16 protein-coding genes and 1 tRNA gene are annotated in these 19,289 nt (G+C 71.0%); 10 read left to right on the top strand and 7 right to left on the bottom strand.

The features are described 5' to 3' along the window. Positions 1-55: 55 nt before the first annotated feature. A complete protein-coding gene (locus ABT254_RS14960; protein ID WP_351468831.1) occupies positions 56-2,035 on the bottom strand; it encodes a heavy metal translocating P-type ATPase in 1,980 nt (659 codons plus the stop codon). A gap of 113 nt (positions 2,036-2,148) precedes the next feature. Here ABT254_RS14960 and ABT254_RS14955 point away from each other — a divergent pair, with 113 nt between their 5' ends. After that, positions 2,149-2,508, top strand: coding sequence for an ArsR/SmtB family transcription factor (locus ABT254_RS14955; protein ID WP_351468828.1), 360 nt, complete (start codon positions 2,149-2,151; stop codon positions 2,506-2,508). Here the strand turns inward: ABT254_RS14955 and ABT254_RS14950 are convergent. Further along, the gene (locus tag ABT254_RS14950; protein ID WP_351468825.1) at positions 2,505-3,671 is read right to left on the bottom strand and encodes an acyltransferase family protein; all 1,167 of its coding nucleotides are present in this window, start codon (positions 3,669-3,671) and stop codon (positions 2,505-2,507) included. The two genes, ABT254_RS14955 and ABT254_RS14950, sit on opposite strands and share 4 nt — an antisense overlap. Positions 3,672-3,805: 134 nt before the next feature. Beyond that, on the bottom strand, positions 3,806-4,723 hold the full coding sequence (locus tag ABT254_RS14945) for an SGNH/GDSL hydrolase family protein (RefSeq protein WP_351468822.1): 918 nt from the start codon (positions 4,721-4,723) through the stop codon (positions 3,806-3,808). 288 nt (positions 4,724-5,011) lie between these two features. On the opposite strand from ABT254_RS14945, the gene ABT254_RS14940 reads away from it, so the two are divergent. The 7 genes from ABT254_RS14940 to ABT254_RS14910 all read left to right on the top strand — a co-directional run bounded on the left by ABT254_RS14940 (position 5,012) and on the right by ABT254_RS14910 (position 13,383). Beyond that, complete coding sequence (locus ABT254_RS14940) at positions 5,012-5,257, top strand: NfeD C-terminal domain-containing protein (protein WP_351469151.1); 246 nt, start codon at positions 5,012-5,014, stop codon at positions 5,255-5,257. 15 nt (positions 5,258-5,272) lie between these two features. Continuing rightward, positions 5,273-6,460 carry an SPFH domain-containing protein gene (locus ABT254_RS14935; RefSeq protein ID WP_351468819.1) on the top strand — a complete coding sequence of 396 codons (1,188 nt, stop codon included), beginning with the start codon at positions 5,273-5,275 and terminating at the stop codon, positions 6,458-6,460. Between the two features lie 160 nt (positions 6,461-6,620). After that, positions 6,621-7,742 (top strand): PP2C family protein-serine/threonine phosphatase, encoded by a 1,122-nt coding sequence (locus tag ABT254_RS14930; protein ID WP_351468816.1) that lies wholly within the window; start codon positions 6,621-6,623, stop codon positions 7,740-7,742. An 82-nt stretch (positions 7,743-7,824) separates the two neighbouring features. Beyond that, on the top strand, positions 7,825-9,456 hold the full coding sequence (locus tag ABT254_RS14925) for a PucR family transcriptional regulator (protein WP_351468813.1): 1,632 nt from the start codon (positions 7,825-7,827) through the stop codon (positions 9,454-9,456). A gap of 196 nt (positions 9,457-9,652) precedes the next feature. After that, positions 9,653-11,113 carry an amino acid permease gene (locus tag ABT254_RS14920; RefSeq protein ID WP_351468810.1) on the top strand — a complete coding sequence of 487 codons (1,461 nt, stop codon included), beginning with the start codon at positions 9,653-9,655 and terminating at the stop codon, positions 11,111-11,113. A 238-nt stretch (positions 11,114-11,351) separates the two neighbouring features. Further along, entirely contained in the window at positions 11,352-12,026 is a 675-nt protein-coding gene (locus tag ABT254_RS14915; RefSeq protein ID WP_351468807.1) for an aggregation-promoting factor C-terminal-like domain-containing protein, read from the top strand. 205 nt (positions 12,027-12,231) lie between these two features. Continuing rightward, the gene (locus ABT254_RS14910) at positions 12,232-13,383 is read left to right on the top strand and encodes a hypothetical protein (protein WP_351468804.1); all 1,152 of its coding nucleotides are present in this window, start codon (positions 12,232-12,234) and stop codon (positions 13,381-13,383) included. Positions 13,384-13,392: 9 nt separating this feature from the next. On the opposite strand, the gene lysA is transcribed toward ABT254_RS14910, so the two are convergent. Both lysA and ABT254_RS14900 read right to left on the bottom strand, forming a co-directional pair. After that, positions 13,393-14,679, bottom strand: a complete 1,287-nt coding sequence (lysA, locus tag ABT254_RS14905; protein WP_351468801.1) for a diaminopimelate decarboxylase — start codon at positions 14,677-14,679, stop codon at positions 13,393-13,395. A gap of 319 nt (positions 14,680-14,998) precedes the next feature. After that, a tRNA-Pro gene (locus ABT254_RS14900) sits at positions 14,999-15,072 on the bottom strand. A gap of 157 nt (positions 15,073-15,229) precedes the next feature. Here ABT254_RS14900 and ABT254_RS14895 point away from each other — a divergent pair. Then, positions 15,230-15,937, top strand: coding sequence for a thiamine pyrophosphate-binding protein (locus ABT254_RS14895; protein WP_351468798.1), 708 nt, complete (start codon positions 15,230-15,232; stop codon positions 15,935-15,937). Positions 15,938-15,990: 53 nt separating this feature from the next. After that, a complete protein-coding gene (locus tag ABT254_RS14890; protein ID WP_351468795.1) occupies positions 15,991-16,914 on the top strand; it encodes a transketolase family protein in 924 nt (307 codons plus the stop codon). Between the two features lie 413 nt (positions 16,915-17,327). Here the strand turns inward: ABT254_RS14890 and ABT254_RS14885 are convergent, their stop codons facing one another. Then, complete coding sequence (locus tag ABT254_RS14885) at positions 17,328-18,599, bottom strand: MFS transporter (protein WP_351468792.1); 1,272 nt, start codon at positions 18,597-18,599, stop codon at positions 17,328-17,330. A 276-nt stretch (positions 18,600-18,875) separates the two neighbouring features. Further along, on the bottom strand, positions 18,876-19,235 hold the full coding sequence (locus ABT254_RS14880; protein WP_351468789.1) for an MmcQ/YjbR family DNA-binding protein: 360 nt from the start codon (positions 19,233-19,235) through the stop codon (positions 18,876-18,878). Positions 19,236-19,289: the final 54 nt, after the last annotated feature.

Here is a 19,289-nt window from a genome sequence, read left to right as displayed (position 1 = left end):
GTGGACCGCCAAGACGGGCTTCCCGTCCGCGAGCAGTCGTTCGCCCGGGTTGACGTCACCCGCCCTCGGCGACCGCCCGTCGCCAGGCCTGCTCCCCCAGCAGCCGCAGCCCGTTGAGGCCGACGAGGACGGTGGAGCCCTCGTGGCCGGCGACGCCGAGCGGCAGTGGCAGGGTGCCCGCGAGGTCCCAGACGACGAGGCCCGCGATGAAGGCCCCGGCGATCACCAGGTTCTGCACGACCAGGCGGCGGGCCCGGCGGGAGAGGGCGATCACCGCCGGCACGGTGGCTAGTTCGTCGCGGACGACGACCGCGTCCGCGGTCTCCAGTGCCAGGTCGGATCCCGCGCGGCCCATGGCGATGCCGGTGTGGGCGGCCGCGAGGGCCGGGGCGTCGTTGACGCCGTCCCCGACGACCAGCACCTTGCCTCCGGCGCGCTCCAGTTCCGTCACCGCGCCCACCTTGTGCTGCGGCAGCAGTCCCGCCCGGACGTCCCTGATACCGACCTCGGCGGCCAGGCGTGCGGCCGCGCGCGGGTTGTCGCCGGTCAGCAGGGTCGGGGCGGTTCCGGTGAGGCGGGTGAGCGAGGCGACCGTGGCGGCGGCGTCCGGGCGCAACCGGTCGGCGAGGCCCAGGAGTCCGACGGGGACGCCGTCGGCCACGACGAGGACGGCGGTACGGCCGGACTCCTCCAGACCGGCCGCGTGGACCGCCGCATGCGCCGCCGCGGCGTCACTCGCGCCGCTGAGGAGCCGGGCCGGGGCGCCGACCGTCACCCACCGCCCCTTGACGGTCGCCGTCACTCCCACGCCGGGTGTCGAGTCGAAGTCCCGCGCGGGCGGCAGCGGCAGCTCCCGCTCGCGCGCCGCGTCCACGACGGCCCGCGCCAGCGGATGCTCGCTGGGGTGCTCGGCGGCGGCCGCGAGTGCCAGCAGCTCGCGTTCCCCCATGCCGGATCCGGGCAGCGGCCGTACGTCCCTCACCCTGGGTACGCCCTCGGTCAGCGTTCCGGTCTTGTCCAGCGCAACGGTGTCCACCTGGCCGAGCCGCTCCATCACCACCGCCGACTTGACCAGCACGCCGTGCCGTCCGGCGTTGGCGATCGCGGACAGGAGGGGCGGCATGGTGGCCAGGACCACCGCGCACGGCGAGGCCACGATCATGAAGGTCATGGCCCGCAGCAGCGCCCCGGTCAGCTCGGCGCCGAAGGCGAGCGGCAGCAGGAAGACGGCGAGGGTCGCCGCCACCATGCCGAGCGAGTAGCGCTGTTCGACCTTCTCGATGAACAGCTGGGTCGGCGCCTTGGTCCCGGACGCCTCCTCGACCATGCGGACGATGCGCGCCAACACCGAGTCGGAGGCGTCCCGTTCGACGCGGACGCGCAGCGCGCCCGTGCCGTTGACGGTCCCCGCGAACACCTCGTCGCCGGGCTCCTTCAGGACGGGCAGCGGTTCACCGGTGATGGTGGCCTGGTCGACCTCGCTCGCCCCGTCCATTACGCGGCCGTCGGCGCCGACCCGCTCACCCGGCCGTACGAGAATCGTGTCCCCGACCGCCAACTCCTCGACGGGTACCGCCCGTTCGGTGCCGTCCGTCGCGATCCGGGTCGCGGTGGCCGGGGCCAGGTCCAGCAGGCCGCGCACCGAGTCGGCGGTCCGGGCCGTGGCCAGGGCCTCCAGTGCGCCCGAGGTCGCGAAGATGACGATCAGCAGGGCGCCGTCCATGACCTGCCCGATCGCGGCCGCGCCGAGCGCGGCGACGACCATCAGCAGATCGACGTCGAGGGTCTTCTCACGGAGCGCCTTGAGCCCCTCCCCACCCGGCTCCCACCCGCCGGTGACGTACGCCGCCGCGTACAGCGGCCCCCAGGTCCAGGCCGGTGCGCCGGTCAGCTGCAGTGGCAGCGCGAGCAGGAAGCAGACGGTGGCCGCGACGGCCCAGCGCACCTCGGGCAGCGCGAGCAACCGGGTGCGCCGCGGGGGCGCGGGCGCGGTCGGGGCCGGGGCGGCCCGGGGCGGAGTGAGCGTGGAGGTCATACTCCGACCATACAGGAACACATGAAGACCCATTCATTTCTTCATGTGTACGGCGGACGTGAGTGCACATGGGTATGGGGCCACGGCCGCCCACCCTCCGTAGGATGAGTGGCATGGGCCACGGAGCTGACACCACCACCGCCGCAACGGCACGCGAGCGTCTGGAGGCAGTGGGCGCCGCCGATGTGGCCGCCACGCTCCAGGCCCTGGCGACCCCGTCCCGACTGCGCATCCTGGCCCGACTGCAGGAGGGCCCGTGCGCGGCGACCGAACTCGCCGACGCCGTGGGGATGGAACAGTCCGCCTGCTCCCACCAGTTGCGCCTGCTGCGCAACCTCGGCCTGGTCACCGGCGAGCGCCGCGGCCGCTCGGTCATCTACGCGCTCTACGACAACCACGTCGCCGAACTGCTCGAGCAGGCCCTCTACCACGTGGAGCATCTGCGGCTGGGCCTGCGCGACAGTACGGCCTAGGCCTCCTGGCCGTCCGGCTGCCGGACGACCGAGCGGGGCTCGGCGGAGGGGCGGCGGCGGAGCAGCAGGCGTCTCGCGGGGCGCTCCACCGCCTCGTACAGGACCCAGGACAGGCCGAGGGAGACGGCGAACGCGACGGCCGTGACGGCCAGCCCCGCCGTCGGACCGAAGAGGGGTTTCGTGCCGAGCAGGTTGGTCCCGGCCCGCAGCACGAGCAGGTGGACCATGTAGAAGGCGAAGGAGAGCTCCCCCAGCCGTACCAGTCGCCGGTGGCGCCACATCGAGGGCAGACCGTGCAGGTCGGCGACGGCCGCCGCCGGGATGAGCAGGGCGAAGCCGATGACGGTGCAGACGGTGGCCGGGTAGCCGTCGGTGATGTGCGGGACGTGCGGCACGAAGAAATAGCCGATGATCGCGATCGCGAGCGAGGCCTCCAGGCCGGGTCCGCGCCAGCGGTCGAGCAGCACCAGCCGGGCGACGGCGACCCCGAGGACGAACTCGGGCAGCCGCGCGGCGGGGAAGGAGTAGATCTGCTGGCCCAGCCAGTGGTGCGCGTCGACCCACGCCAGCCCCAGCACCGCCAGCACCGACGCTCCCGCCAGCGCCGTAGCACCGCGGGCACCGAGACGGCGCAGGACCAGCGCCAGCAGCGGGAAGACGGCGTAGAAGAAGGCCTCGCAGGCCAGCGACCAGCTGACCGGGTCCAGCGTCTGCCACCAGGGCCGCCACCAGGAATGCACCAGCAGGAGGTTGGCCAGCCCCTGGCTCAGGGTCGGCTTGGACTGGTGGGCCAGCGTGTACGCCATGAGCAGCGCGATCGCGGCGGTGACCAGGTGCACCGGCAGGATGCGCGCGATACGGCGGCGCCAGAAGGCGGGCGCGCGGTCACCCGGCCGGGCCGACCAGGTCAGGACGAACCCGGACAGCACGAAGAAGAACGACACCCCCGTCCCGCCGGCCCCGAACGCCCAGGTGACGACGGAGCCGGCGGTGCCGTCGAAATAGTGGAAGTTGTGCACGTGCAGTCCGAAGACCAGCAGTGCGGCCATCCAACGCAGGCCGGTGAGGGACGGCAGTGAGGGCGCCGGAGCGGACGGGGAACTCCTGGTCGTCGTGGTCGCGGTGGTCGATGACGACCGGGGCGCCCTGGTCGCCGTCGTCATCGAATCACCTGCAGGGGGCTGTTCGTACTGTGCATGAAGCGGGGCATGAAGGGGAACGTTGCCCGTTCAGCACCTTTCATTCATTCCCGTCCGCGACGTCACACCAATGGGGCCGAACCTCGCCGCCCTGGCGCTCAACCGCGGCCGCGCCCCTTGCCCAGACGTTCGAGAACGGCACGCGCCATCGCTTCCTCACCCTTGGCGTTGGGGTGCGCGGGGGCGGCGGGCGAGGCCGGCTGGAGCGGTTCGATCCAGCGGACGTCGGGTGCCTTGCACATGTCGTGGCCCACCGTGGGCCCGTAGGTGTCGACGTACTCCGCCCGGTCCCACTCGGCGACCAGCCGCAGCATCAGGTTCAGTCGCTTGCCGACGTCCCGCAGATAGGCGAAGTCCTCGGCCGCGAACGGCACCGACGGGTAGCAGCCGCTGCCGTCGTCGGGCAGCAGGTCGGGGTAGCCCACCACGAGCACCCGCGCGTGCGGCGCCCTGGTGTGCACGGCCCGCAGCACCGCGTCGATCTTCGGCGCGGTCCGCGCGATGGCGACCGTGAGCTGGTCGATGCCGGACGAGGCGTAGTAGCGCCGGCAGGGGTCTCCCGTCGGGTCCTGGGAGCTGAGGCGGGCGCAGGTGCCGATGATGGAGCTGAAACCGATGTCGTTGCCGCCGATCTGGACCGTCACCAGACCGGTGTCGCGGTTCAGCGCGTCCAGCTGGGGCCCGTTGGTGCCCTGCGCCTTCCACATGTTGTCGGTGGTCGCGCCGCTGCAGCTGACGTCCTTGAACGCGGTCGCCTTGCGCGCCGCCGCCACGATCGAGGGGTAATTGTGGTCGGAGCGGGCGCAGTTGGCGTCCACCTGCTGCGGGATGAGGGGACCCGCCGTATAGGAGTCCCCGAGCGACACATAGCGGGTGTCCCGGCCGTGTCCCCCTCCGTGTGCCGCGGCAGGCGTCGTGGACGCCGCGACGAGGGCGCAGCCGCCGAGCGCCGCCCCCACCGCCATCCCCCGCCGCCGGCGTCTCGCCGCTGAGCCCGAACGCGTGTCGTCCGCCATGCGATTCCTCCCCCTGAGACCCGGACGTCGCGCGGAGCCGCACCAAGGCGCGGCATCACACGCGACGCAGTCTGTATACCGCCCGGTATGTATCCGGGGCCAGAGGCGGGAGGCAGGCAACTGACCTTTCCCGCAAAGGGAATCCACCGGTTCCGGGGGCCTGAGACCCCCTCGGCCGGGGACCACGACATTGCTGCGGCACGCACCGAATCGACGAGCCCGTTGGGTCCCCGACCCAGGTAGGTCTATCGTCTGAATCGTGGGCCAGAACATAGGAGAGCGGCCATGATGCCGCAGGACGAAGCCGTGATCGGCTGCACGGGGAAGGTGCTCGTCGGAACGCGCGGATCCGCGGGGCCCGGCGAAATCCTGGTGCGCGTCAGAGGCGGTTCCGAGACCTTCCTCGCCTGGTCCGAAGATCCCCTGCCCACGGGGGCGACGGTGCTGGTGATCGAGTCGCGCGGATGTCGTGAGGTCGGCGTCATCGAGTGGGTGGATCCATTGGACGCGCTCGGCGACGCCGACGCTGACTGAGGAGTAGAAAGAAACATGTTCGGATACCGCGTTCCCGCTCCCGACGAGGCGATGTTGATCTCGGGAGGCAGGCGGGGACTGGGGGGCGCGCCGTTCCGAGTGGTGACGGGCCACGGCAAGTTCGTGATCCCGTTCTTCCGCAAGACCCGGTTCCTCACCCTGTCGATGTGCGAGTCCGAGGTCACCGAGACCTGTGTGACCCGGCAGGGCATCGCCCTGCACGTCCGCGCCGTCATCGCGTTCAAGGTCGGCAACGACCACGAGAGCATCATCAACGCCGGCCAGCGCTTCCTCTCCGACCAGGACCAGATGTCCGTCCTGACCGGCCGGATCTTCGCCGGTCACCTGCGGGCGATCATCGGCTCGATGACGGTCGAGGAGATCGTCACCGAGCGGCAGAAGCTCGCCGCGGAGGTCCTGGACACCTCCAAGACCGAGATGGCGAAGATCGGTTTGATCGTGGACTCGCTGCAGATCCAGTCGATCGACGACGGTGACGCCGGATACATCGACGCGATGTCCGCCCCGCACAAGGCGGCCATCCAGCGGCAGGCCCAGATCGCCCAGGCCCAGGCCACCCAGGCCTCCGTCGAGGCGGAGCAGGAGGCCGCCCGCAAGCAGGCCGAGTACGCCCGGCAGACCGCCATCGTGAAGGCGGAGTACTCCGCCGAGGTGGACCGCGCGCAGGCACAGGCGGCCCAGGCCGGACCCCTGGCGCAGGCGCACGCCCAGCAGGAGGTGCTCGCCGCGCAGACCGAACTGGCGCAGCGCCAGGCCAAGCTGCGTCAGGAGCAGCTGGTCGCCGAGATCGTGAAGCCCGCCGAGGCCGAGGCCGAGCGGGTCAGGGTGCTCGCGGCCGCCGAGGCGCAGCGCATGAAGATCCAGGCCGAGGCGGCGGCCTCGTACGACCGGGTCGCGCTCGACCGGATGCTGATCGACCAGCTGCCGCAGATCGTGAAGGAGGCGGCGGGCGGCCTGGCCGGCGCCAACGTCAACGTCCTCAACGGAGCGGACGGTCTGGGCGAGATCGCCGCGGGTCTGGTGTCCCAGGGCCTGACCATCCTCGACTCGGTCCGGCAGAACCTGAACGGCCAGGACGCCACCGACGGCCGCCGGCCCGAGGAGAACAGCGGCGGCGGGCTGCTCCAGCTGCACTCGGGCAAGGAGAGGAAGTCGGACGACGGGCCGGTCGACGTCGACTAGGCGCTCCGCGGGTGGTGCCGCGATGGGTTGCCTGTCGTCTGCGGCGCCGTTGTGGCTGGTCGCGCAGTTCCCCGCGCCCCTTGGGGCGCGGAGAGCCGCAGCGGACTTTGTCCCGCCTGCCATAACGTAGAGGGTGATCGCCACCTGACCGGGAGCCCCCATGACCGGTAGCCGACGGAACAGACCCGCCGAGGTCTCCGACGCCATCCAGCCGCCGAGCGACGCCGAACTGGTCGTCGGCGTGATCTCCGTGACCGTGCTGGTGGAGGTCCTGGGGGTGCTGTCGGGGTCCGAGGTGTGGCTGCTCGGGCTGCTGGTCTTCCTGCCGGGGACGGCGTCGGCGCTGTGCACCGTGCGGCAGACGGGGTTCGTCGCCGCGTGGACCACGCTCGTCGTCACCACCACCGCGGTGGTGCGGGCCCCGGTCGGCGGGCACTGGCTGGACCGGCTGCTGCTGGTCCTGTTCACCCTCGCGCTGGGGGTGGCCTCCGTCTACGCCTGTCGCTGGCGCATCCGGCGCGAGCACGAGATGCTGCGGCTGCGCTCCACCGCCGCGGCCATGCAGCGCCACATCCTGCACCCGCTGCCCCTGGTCACCGACGACGTGCTGGTCAACGGCGTCTACGAGCCCGTGCAGGAGGACCGGCTCGTCGGCGGGGACATCTACGACGTCGTCGACTCGCCCTTCGGCACCCGGGTGCTGATCGGTGACGTGCAGGGCAAGGGGCTGGCCGCCGTGGGCGCCGCGTTCGCCGTCATCGGCGCCTTCCGGGAGGCGGCCCACCGGGAGCCCACGCTCACCGCCCTCGTCGACGCCCTGGACGCAGCGGTCGTCCGCCACAACTCCTACGCCGAACAGACCGGCGACGACGAGCGGTTCGTCACCGCGCTCATCCTCGGCGTCGACGCCGACAGCGAGGTGCAGGTCGTCAACTGCGGTCACATTCCTCCCCGGTTGATGCACGAGGGCCTGGTCACCACACCGCCGCTGGACTCCGGTGTCCCGCTCGGTCTCGCCGAACTGGCCGCCGAACCCACGACCGTGGACTGGTTCGACTTCCCGGCCGGTTCGACGCTGCTGCTGACCACCGACGGCCTCACCGAGACCCGCGCCGACGACGGCACGTTCTACCCGCTCGACGAGCGACTGACGAAGCACCTCGGCCTCTCCCCCACCGAACTGCCCCGGGCGCTGCACGAGGACGCCCTCGCGTTCACCGACGCCGACCGGCGGCACGACGACATCGCCGTCCTGACCGTCCGCCGCTCCCCGCGCCTGTGAGCACACCATGCTCCGGTGCGGCCCTGCTGACCGGTCCGGTTAGCATCGGAGCTCCGCGTGGCTCCCAGCAGAGGCGACAGACATGGATCCGGCCGCGGTCTCCCCGCCCCCCGCGGGCGTCAGCCTGCGCCGGCTGCTGATGACCCTGGGCGACTCACTGGTGGAGGTGCAGGCCGCTCCCGCCGGACTGGACGTCGAGATCCAGGGCGTGGCGCTGCTCGATCCCGAGGACCCGCCAGCAGCACAGCCCGGCGAGCTGGTCCTCGTCATCGGTGCCCGCGGCCGGGCCGCCTTTCCCGCGCTGCGGGCCGCCGGGCGCGACGGGGCGGCCGCCGTCGTGGTCAAGCTGGACGGTGCCGGCCAGGCCACCGCCCTCAGCGAGACCGCCGCCGAGGCCGGGGTCGCCCTGCTCTCGCTGCGCGGCGACGCCCCCTGGGATCAGGTGAACGCGCTGGCCCGCGCCGCCCTCGACGACGCACCGCCGGGCGAGTACGAGGCAGGGGCCGAGGAGGGCGACCTGTTCTCGCTCGCCCAGACGACCGCCGTGCTGACCGGCGGCATCGTCAGCATCGAGGACGCCGCCAACCGGGTGCTGGCCTACTCCCGCTCCACCGACTCCGACGAGATCGACGACCTGCGGCGGCGCTCCATCCTCGGCTGGCAGGGCCCGGAGGCGTATCTGGCGAAGCTGCGCGAGTGGGGCGTGTTCCAGCACCTGCACTCCAGCGACAAGGTGATCGGCATCGACAGCCACCCGGAGCTGGGCATCCGCCGCCGCCTCGCGGTGGCCATCCGCTCCGGGGAGCGGCAGCTGGGCACCATCTGGGTCCAGGAGGGCTCCACGCCGCTGTCCGAGCACTCGGGGCGGGCGCTGCTGGGTACCGCCCGGGTCGCCGCCCACCACCTGGTGCGCCGCCGCCGGGAACTCTCCGACGACCTGACCCTCACCCGCACCTTGCTGGCCGGACTGCTGGAGGGCAGCACCGGCCCGCAGCCCCTGGCCACCCACCTCGGTCTCGACGCCGCCCGCCCGGCCGCCGTCCTGGGCTTCTCCTACGGGACCGCCGAGGCGGTCACCGCCCCGGAGCTGACCCACACCGAGGTCACCAACCTCATCTCGGTGCAGATCGCCGCCCGGCACCGCAGCGCCCTGGTCACCCAGGTCGACCCCCGGATCTATGTGCTGCTGCCCCAGCTGCCCCGCAGCATCGACAGGGACACCCTGCGCGGCTGGGCCCAGGAGATCACCGACGCCGCCCACCGCCATCTGAGCCTGCCGCTGCGCGGCTCGATCGGCTGCCTGGTGTCCGGACTGGGCAAGGCCCCCGACTCGCGCCGCGAGGCCGACCGCGTCCTCGACGCCATGCTGGGCGCCGGGGTCCCCGCCGCGGTCGCCGCACTCCCGGACATCCAGGCGGAAGTCCTGATCAGCGAAATGCTCACGCTGCTCGCCGCCCACCCCGAGATACGGGACCCACGGCTGACCGCGCTGGTCGCCCACGACGGCCGGCACCAGGGCCGGCTCGCCGAGTCCCTCCTGGCCTACCTCAACTGCTTCGGTGACGTGCGGGCGGCCGCCACCCGGCTGCATGTGCACCGCAACACGCTGCGCTACCGCATCCGCCGGGCCGAGGAACTGACCGGTCTCGACCTGAGCCGCCCCGACCAGCGACTGCTGGCCATGCTCCAGCTGCGGCTGCCGCCCGGCGCCTGAGCCCGGCTTCGCATTGTCCGGCCGTACAACCCTCGAGGACTACTTCGTACCCGAGAACAAACCCGCCTCCCCGCAGCCGCTCATACGCTTGCGCAAATCCATTTCCGCCAGTGAAACGGATCACTTCCCGCAAGGGAACGGAACGCGGCGCGGACCCCCTCCCTCGCGGCCCTCCCACCACCCCATGGATGTCGACATGACTACACGTCCCCCTGGTGCTGCGGCTCCGGCCGCCGCTCCTCCCTCCAGTGGTCGGACTCCCGAGCAGGCAGCCCTGCGGCCCGGCCTCAAGAACCGCCATCTGTCGATGATCGCCATCGGCGGGGTGATCGGCGCCGGGCTCTTCGTGGGCTCCGCCTCCGGCATCGCCGCCGCCGGACCCGGCATCCTGCTCTCGTACGCGCTGGTCGGCGCCCTGGTCGTGTTCGTGATGCGGATGCTCGGCGAGATGGCCGCGGCGAACCCGAGCTCCGGCTCCTTCTCCGCCTACGCGGACCGCGCGCTCGGCCGCTGGGCCGGATTCTCGATCGGCTGGCTGTACTGGTTCTTCTGGGTCGTCGTGCTCGCCGTCGAGGCGACCGCGGGTGCCGTGATCCTGGAGGGGTGGGTGCCTGCCGTGCCGCAGTGGGCCTGGGCGCTGATCGTGATGGTCGTCCTCACCGTCACGAACCTGGCCTCGGTCGGCTCCTTCGGCGAGTTCGAGTTCTGGTTCGCCGGCATCAAGGTCGTCGCCATCACCGGCTTCATCGTCCTCGGCGGTCTGGCGATCTTCGGTGTGCTGCCCGGCTCCGACCATGCCGCGACCGGCTTCGGCAACCTCACCGGGCACGGCGGCTTCCTGCCGAACGGCCCGGGCGCGATCCTCACCGGCATCCTGCTGGTCGTCTTCTCCTTCATGGGCAGCGAGATCGTCACGCTGGCCGCCGGTGAGTCGGCGAACGCGCGGCAGGCGGTCGCCAAGGCCACCCGGAGCGTGATCTGGCGGGTCGGCGTCTTCTACGTCGGCTCGATCCTCGTCGTGGTCTCGCTGCTGCCGTGGAACGACCCTTCGATCGCCAAGAAGGGCTCGTACGTGGCGGCTCTCGACTCGATCGGCATCCCGCACGCCGGCCAGATCATGAACTTCATCGTGCTGACCGCCGTGCTGTCCTGTCTCAACTCCGGCCTCTACACCGCCTCCCGGATGGCGTTCTCCCTCGGACAGCGCGGCGACGCGCCGCGCTCCTTCGTACGGACGAACTCCCGCGGCGTGCCGCAGCCCGCGATCCTGGCCTCGGTGGCCTTCGGTTTCGTCGCGGTGGGCTTCAACTACCTGTGGCCGGACACGGTCTTCCAGTTCCTGCTGAACTCCTCCGGCGCGGTCGCGCTCTTCGTCTGGCTGGTCATCTGCTTCTCGCAGCTGCGGATGCGGGGGATCATCCTGCGCGAGGCCCCGGAGAAGCTGGTCGTCCGCATGTGGCTCTTCCCGTACCTGACCTGGGCCACGATCGGCATGATCTCCTTCGTCCTCCTCTACATGCTCACCGACGACAGCAAGGGCGGCGGACGCATCCAGGTACTGCTGTCGGTACTGGTCGCCGCGCTGGTGATGGCCATCTCCCTGATTCGCGAACGCATCCGCCGGAACGGCACCCAGGACGCGCCGGTGTCCCGGTAGCCGCAGCGAACCGCAGCACCGTCCTCGGGGCTCCCCGCCACTACGGCCGGGGAGCCCCGACACGTCAACTGCCCACACCCGGACGAGGTTTCAGTGACATCAGGTGTGAGCATCCACACCTCCTTCACCATTGCGCCACCCGCCCCCGCACGGCAGAGTGTTCGAACTGCTGGGTAGGCCAAGCGAGTTGCTCGACACGTCACGACATGGCCTCACGAACGAAGCGGAAGGAAGACGTGTGAGCCCGATCTCGGTCCGGGGACTGGCAGTGGCTTCGGCCTCCGCGGTCACCGCTGTCGGAAGCGTCGTCGGAGCTTCCTCGGCCGCCACGCCGCAGACGAACGACGCCGAAGCGACGGCAGTCGGCTCGACGCTGCTCGCGGACATACCCGCGGGGCAGCAGGCCCAGGTGCAGACCGCGTCCCTGACGCAGCAGGCCGACGCCCAGGCCGTCCAGGCGGACGCGAGCGCCAGGCAGGACGCCGAACAGACGGCCCGCAGGGCTGCCGCCGCGACCGCGGTCGCGAAGAAGGAAGCCGCGGAGAAGGCGGCAAAGGAGCGGACCGAAGCCAAGGCGGCCGCCGACCACAGCAGCGCCGTCGTCCCGACCAAGAGCTCGTACACCGTCGCCGAGATCCAGGCGATAGCCCGGCAGATCGTGCCCAGCGGCCAGTTCCAGTGCTTCAGCAACATCGTGGACCGCGAGTCCGGCTGGAACATGCAGGCGCTCAACGCCTCCTCCGGCGCCTACGGCCTCATGCAGGCACTGCCCGGCAAGAAGTACGCGTCCGCCGGCTCGGACTGGCAGACCAACCCCGCCACCCAGATCAAGTGGGGCCTGAACTACATGAACAGCGTGTACGGCAGCCCCTGCCAGGCCTGGGCCTTCTGGCAGACCCACCACGCGTACTGACGTCGCTCGACGGTGCAGCGGGCCACTTGGTGGCCCTGGCGGTTCAGCTCCCGCCAAACCCTTCCCGCCCCCTAGACAGCTCGGGGGGTACAGCGCCTCCAACTCCGCTACCAGCCCGGACACTTGAAGGTTCGAAGGCCTGTCGTGACCCGTGAGCGCACTGGATACTGGACACGGTACGGCCCAGGGAACCGGGGGAGGCAGCATGGCTGGACGTTCGCGGGCGCAATGGGGGCTGGTACGGGAGAAGGCGTTGCTGATCAGCGCGCTCCTGCTCATTTCCGGAAGCTGGCTGTGGCTGGCGACACTCCACCAGGCCGGGCCCGACGGCTCGACTGCGAACCAGTACCTGAACCTCCTTGGCAACACCCTGGTCCAGGCAGGTGCGGTGGCCCTGATCCTCGATCTGATCAACCTCAAGCGATATGCGACCCAGGAGCTGGTCGCCGCCCTGCTCTCCAGCGACGGATATCTGAGTCAGCTCAGCAGCCTGGAGCAGGAACGTCACCTCAAGCGCGCCGTCCGGGCCCGCTTCCCCAACGACGGTGGTGTGTCGCAGGCCGTGGACTGGCTGGTGGCGACGCTCGCCGCGCCACCGCGCAGCAGCTACCGGGCCGAGATCGAACTGTCGGACCAGCCGGCGCAGGAACGGTTCGCCGACTCCGCACCGCCGCTGCCGGACAGCGTGCTGCGGATCAAGGCGTCCTTCACCTACCGCACCGACGCCAACACCTCCCGCCGCCCGGTGCGGATCAACGGCGACGGCGTCATCCACTCCCAGCTGATCCCCATCCCGGCGAACACCGAACTCACCCGGCGCTTCCGAGCCGGGCAGCTGTCCGCGGAGGAGTGCCTGGTCTGGGTACGGCACGTGCTGCAGCCCAGCATCAAAGTGGTGCTGCCCAGCCACGCCGTACCCCTGCGGATCGAACCCGACCTCGGCGGCATCTCGCTCAGCGACAGCTCCAACGGCACGCTCTGGCTGGAGTTCGACGTGACCTGCCAGCAGATGCTGATGCAGCCCGGCGAACAGGCCTGGGTCACTTACACACACCGGCAGCTGTGCAACCGGCACGACAACTACGTATGGCGCTCGTCCGCCCGCACGTACGACTTCTCGTTCCGGGCGATCGGCTTCCAGGACTACCAGCTCATGCCGATCGCCAACCTCGCCTCCCAGTCGACGGTCAGCCAGCTCGACCTGCTCAACGACGAGATCCGCTGCTCCGGGATGATCCTGCCCGAGTCGATGTTCGCCTTCGCGTGGAGTCCCTGGTCCGAAGGCGTCAACGGCGTGCGGCAGTCGGTCGACGGGCAAACCGGTGAACCGCCCCGGCCCGAGCCCGATCCCGTCTGACGCGGTGGATCAGCCCTCCGAGGCGTACAGGTCGCGCCAGTTCTCGCGCGGGCGTACGACTCGCGGGCTGCCGCCCTCCACGACGATCTCCGGGGGACGCCGGTTGGTGTTGTAGTTGGAGGCCATCACCATCCCGTACGCCCCCGCGTCCAGGAAGGCGACCAGGTCACCGGGGACGAGGTCGGGCAGTTGCGCGTCCTGGGAGAACGTGTCGGTCGACTCGCACACCGGACCGACCACCTCGGTCGGCCCCACCGAGGGCGCTTCCCGCACGGGCACGATGCGATGGGCCGACGTACGGTACAGGGCGGGGCGGATGAAGTGGTGCATCCCCGTGTCCAGGACCAGCATCCGGCGACCGGGCCGGTGCTTGCGGTACAGCACCTTGGCCACCAGCACGCCCGCCGGGCCGGCGACCGACCGGCCGGGCTCCAGGAACAGGTCGAGGTCATCGCGCCCGGACAGCAGCGGAGCCAGCGCGGCCGCGAACTCCTCCGGCCCCGGCACGCTCTCCCCGCCGTGGTCGATGGGGAAGCCACCCCCGATGTCCAGCCGCCGGAACCCGGCCAGGCCCACCTGCTGCCCGTACTCCAGCACATCCAGCAGTACTTCGGTGGCCCGCACCATCCCCGCCGGTTCCGGCACCTGCGAGCCCACATGCATGTGCACGCCCAGCGGTTCCAGATCCGGGTACCGCCCGGCCGCGAAGCCGTCGACCAACTCCCGTGCCTCGTCGGCCGGAACCCCGAACTTCGCCCGCGCGCTCCCGGTCTGCATGGGCGCCAGCGTCGCCACCGTCACCGCGGGATTGATCCGCAGACCCACCCGTACCCGGCGCCCCACGCCCTGCGCGATCCTCTGCAGTGCGTCCAGCTCATCGGCCGACTCCACATTGACGAGCACCCCGTGGCGGACGGCCAGCAGCAGCTCCTCATCCGTCTTCCCCACGCCCGCGAAGGTGGTGTGCGCCGGGTCCCCGCCCGCGTCCAGCACACGGCTCAGCTCGCCACCGCTCACCACATCGAAACCCGACCCCAGTGCTGCGAACCTGGTAAGGATCGCCTGATTGGAGTTGGCTTTCACGGAGTACGAGACACGCCCGCCCAGCGGCGCGAACGCCTCCCGGACCCGGACCAGGTTCGCCACCATGGCGTCCAGCGAGTAGACATAAGCGGGAGTACCGACCCCGGCCACGACCCGGTCGAGCGGCAGCCCGTCCAGGCACAGGACGCCGTCGATGTATCGCACCGGCGTGGGCGTGGTGCAGTCCCGTGAAAGGGTGGGTGATACGTCCATTGGAGACCCTTCTCCCCTGGCAGTGCGGGCTGAGCAGCAGCTCACCGATCTGTTCGTGACACTACGCCACATCGTGTGGGGCGATGCACAGTTGCCCCTCTACCCCGCCGTCGCGGTCCATCCACGACCACGTCCGCAGATTCACCGGCTGCTCGTCGGCGGGGTTCGTCTCGATCTTCGGTGAGTGACGGCACAGTCGGTCGCGCGCCTAGCTGATCCACCTGTCGCCGATGAGCGGCATGCTTAACCTCGAAGCCGGAAACGACCCACGCAGAAAAGGGTCTTCGCAGGCTCCTGCCTGCGAAGACCCTTCGCACCGTCGGGACGACAGGATTTGAACCTGCGACCCCTTGACCCCCAGTCAAGTGCGCTACCAAGCTGCGCCACGTCCCGGTGCCCGTCTGACCTGGGGTTTCCCCTGACCGGACGTGCATGGAAACCATACCGCACTCGGGTCGATGGTCGCGCATGGCTTTTGTCCGGGGCTGCCGAGGAGCGGTCCGCGGCAACACTTGACCTGAAGTTTGGTTGAGGTTGCACGATCGTCCGCATGACGATCACCGAGGAACAGCGGCGTACGTACGCCCACGAGGACCTGCCCGGGCTCATGGGGCTGATGACGGGCGACGAGAAGCACGGCCCGGCGGCGACGTCCACGCTGGACGTGCTGTGGGTGCTGTACGACCGGGTGCTGCGGGTGGGACCCGAGCGTATGGCCGACCCGGGGCGGGACCGCTTTCTGCTGTCGAAGGGGCATGGCCCGATGGCCTACTACGCGGTGCTCGCCGCCAAGGGATTTGTGCCCGTGGACTGGCTGCCCGGGTTCGGGACGTACGCCTCTCCGCTCGGGCACCATCCGGACCGTGTGCTCGTGCCGGGGGCAGAGATCGGCAGTGGGTCGTTGGGGCACGGGCTGCCGATCGCTGTGGGTACGGCGCTGGGGCTGCGTGCGCAGGGCTTGCACGAGCCGCGGGTCTGGGTGCTGATCGGGGACGCCGAGCTGGACGAGGGCAGCAATCACGAGGCGATCGCCTTCGCGGGGCCCGCCGGGCTCGAGCGACTGCACACCGTCGTCGTCGACAACTCCTCCGCCAGCCATGCCCGGCCCGGCGGCATCGCCGCCCGTTTCGAGGCCGCGGGCTGGTCCGCGGTCACGGTCGACGGTCGCGATCACGAAGCGCTCCATGCCGCTTTCACCGCTCCGCATCCGGGCCGCCCGCATGTCGTCGTGGCTCAGGTGGAGCCGAAGAGCGCCTGAGACCCGCTTCCTCCTGCGGTATTGCCTCCACCACGAGAAAGGCCAGACCTTCCATGGACACGATGCGTGACCGTTTCGCCCCCGTCGTCTCACGGCTGCTCGACGAGGATCCGCGGGTCGCGGTCGTCCTCGCCGAGATCGGCAGGGACGCCTTCGCCGAGGCGCAGAGGCGACATCCGGACCGGGTGCTCAATGTCGGCATCCGCGAGCAGTTGCTGATCGGGGCCGGTGCGGGGCTGGCACTGACCGGGCTGCGGCCGGTCGTGCACACCTTCGCCAGCTTCCTCGTCGAGCGGCCCTTCGAGCAGGTCAAGCTGGATCTGGGGCATCAGAACGTCGGTGCGGTGCTGGTCAGTGCCGCCGGGTCCTTCGACTGGCCGGCGGGTGGATACACGCACATGGCTCCCGGCGACGTGGCCCTCCTCGACACCCTGGACGGCTGGACCGTGCACGTGCCCGGGCATCCCGACGAGGCCGAGACGCTGCTGCGGCATGCGGTCGCCGCGGGCGACGACAAGGTGTACGTGAGGCTGTCCGTGCAGTCGAACGCGGAGGGGTTTCCGGTCGACGGCGAGCGTTTCCTCACCGTCCGCGAAGGTCGCTCCGGCATTGTCGTCGCCGTCGGACCGATGCTGGACGCCGTGCTCGCCGCCACGGCGGAGCTCGACGTGACCGTGCTGTACGCGACGACCGTGCGCCCCTTCGACTCGGCCGCACTGCGCCGGGCGACGGAGACGGCCGGGACGGATGTCGTCCTCGTCGAGCCGTACCTGGCGGGCACGTCGACGGCCGCCGCGAACGACGCGCTGTCCGACGTCCCCCACCGCGTGCTGGGGCTCGGCGTGGGCCGTGGTGAGCTTCGCCGGTACGGCCGCATCGAGGAGCACGTGGCCGCGCACGGCCTGGACGCCCGATCACTGCGGGAACGGATCGGCAGGTTTGTATCGGGCGGTGGGGTGGGTGCGCGGGTCGCGTGAGGCGGGGCACCGGCGGGTGCCGAGGACGTCACCGCGCGGCCCGGGGCGTCACGGGGTGAGCCGGCGCCGAGACTGGTGAGCCAGAGGCGGCGGCTGTGAGTCAGGGCGTTGGGCGCGTGGCAGCCGGGCATGCCGGTGTGGGAGGGAGCGAGCCGAGCAGGCGGATGCGCGCCGTCAGCCTGTCGTCTGCGAACGCAGCCGCCGACCTGCCGTCCCCCGATCCGCCGCGGGAACAACGACGCGTACCGGGCGAAGAGCGAGCCAACCAAGCCAGCCAAGCCAGTCGATGCCCACCGCCAGCCCGCCGTCTCCGAACAAGGTCGCCGACCTGCCGCCCCCCGTGCCCCGATCCGCCACCGGTGCGTCAATGCCCGTAGTGGGAGAGAACAACCCGAGCAGGCGGATGTCCCCCGTCAGCCCGTTGTCTCCGAGCGCCGCCGCCGGTCGGTCGCCCCCGCTCCCGAGCCCCCCGCCGATGCGTCAGCGCGTATCAGGTTGCGTATCGCCGGTACCGAGAGCAGGGCGATCGGGATGGCGAAGCTCATCGCTGCGGCGGCGAGGAGGACGTGGTCTGCGCCGACGGCCGTGGCTGCGGGGCCGGCGAGGGCCTGGCCGACCGGCATCATCGCGAGGGAGCCGGCGACGTCGTATGCGTGGATGCGGTTGAGGACGTCGGGCGGGACCTGGGTCTGGACGCTCGTCGCCCACATCACGCCCCAGAAGGACATCCCGGCCCCGGCGACGGCCGCCCCGACCGCCATGGCCGGTACGCCGAGTCCGGCACCGACGGTCGCCGGGAAGCCGGCGAAGGCGAACAGGGAGAGGGCACCGGCGCGCAGCATGCGGCGGGGGCGCAGGCGCAGGGCGAGGAGGCCGCCGATGACGGTACCGGCGCCGAGGGCGGAGTTGACCACGCCGTAGGCGCGCGGGCCGTGCTCCTGGACCACCTCCGTCGCCACCAGCGGGACGGAGGGGCCCCAGACGGCGATCATGTACACGCACCAGATGGCGATCACGCCCCACAGCCACGTGCGCGCTCTGAACTCCCGCCATCCTTCGATCAGATCGGCCCGGAAGGCACTGCCTCCGCCGTGTCCCGCCGGACCGCTTCCCGGGGCCGGCGGGGGCAGCCGGAGCAGCAGCAGGCACAGGGCGCTGACCGCGTAGGTGGCCCCATGGGCCGCGAAGACGCCACCCGGCGAGGCGAAGCCCACCAGGACGCCTGCGAGCGCGGGACCGGCGAGCTGGGCCGCGGACTCGGCGACGCGTATGGCGCCGTTCGCGCCCTGGATGTCGGAGGCGAGCCGGGGCACCGTACTGGCGACGCCGGGCTGGAACACGGCGCCCGCGGCACCGTTGACGAAGCCGATGGCGCAGATTTCCCAGAGAGCGACGTGACCGGAGTAGAACAGCCCGGCGGCCAGGGACTGGGTGCCGAGGCGTACGAGGTCGGCGCCGATCATCAGCTTCTGTGTACTGAAGCGGTCGGCGATCACCCCGCCGAAGACCACAAGCCCGGCGAAGGCGACGGAGGTAGCGGCCATCGCGAGGCCGACCGCGCCCGCTCCGTACCCGTGTTGCAGCAGGCCCGCGGCGAGGGCGACGGGCAGCATGGTGTCACCGAGCCGGGCGACCGCACGCGCGACGAAGAACAGCGCGAAGTCCCGTGACCACACCGGTCCCACGCCTCCCCCCGGAGCCTGGGCTTCGGCAACGATGTCACGCGGTCCGCCGGCCGCTCCTTCCGAGCCGTCCAGCTGTTTCGCTTCCCCCACCCAGGCCCTTGGGTCCGGTGGCTGTGATGACGTCCCGGTCACCCTGTCCCACTCCCCTCCCCGCTGCCCGATCCCCCACGATCCCCGCATCCCGACGTGTCGGTGGTAGCCGAAGCCCCCTCCGCTCCGGCTCCCACACCCGACTTAGGATCATGTCACGGGCCACTGACAACGCTCGAAGCGTTTTCAGTCCGCGTCCGGAAGCCCCAACTCCGGGTAGGCGTCCAGCAGTCGGGGCGGGGCCGCCTGGCGCCAGGAGTCCGCGAGGATGTCGCGCAGTTCGCCCTCGTCCTCGATCGCGGCGAGACGGGCTCTGACCCAGGCGAACTGCGCCTCGTGGTCGGCGATCCAGAACTTGCCCGGCTCGGCCAGCACCAGTTCGTCGCGCTCCTCCTTGGGGCAGCGCACGGCGATGGAGGTCTCGTCCTCGGGCAGCGTGGCGAACATCTTCCCCGCCACCCGGAACGTGGGCATGCTCCAGGCGATCTTCTCCGTCGTGTCCGGCAGAGCGAGGCAGATACGGCGTACGTCTTCGGCATCCGGCATGCTCCGCACCGTAGCCGCTGCCACTGACAATCACCTGGTGAGGGCGTCGGGCGA

This window comes from Streptomyces sp. NPDC001137 (genome assembly GCF_040298885.1).
Classification (GTDB): domain Bacteria; phylum Actinomycetota; class Actinomycetes; order Streptomycetales; family Streptomycetaceae; genus Streptomyces.
Note: the sequence above shows the minus strand (reverse complement) of the source record. Positions and strands in the feature narration are given on the sequence as shown.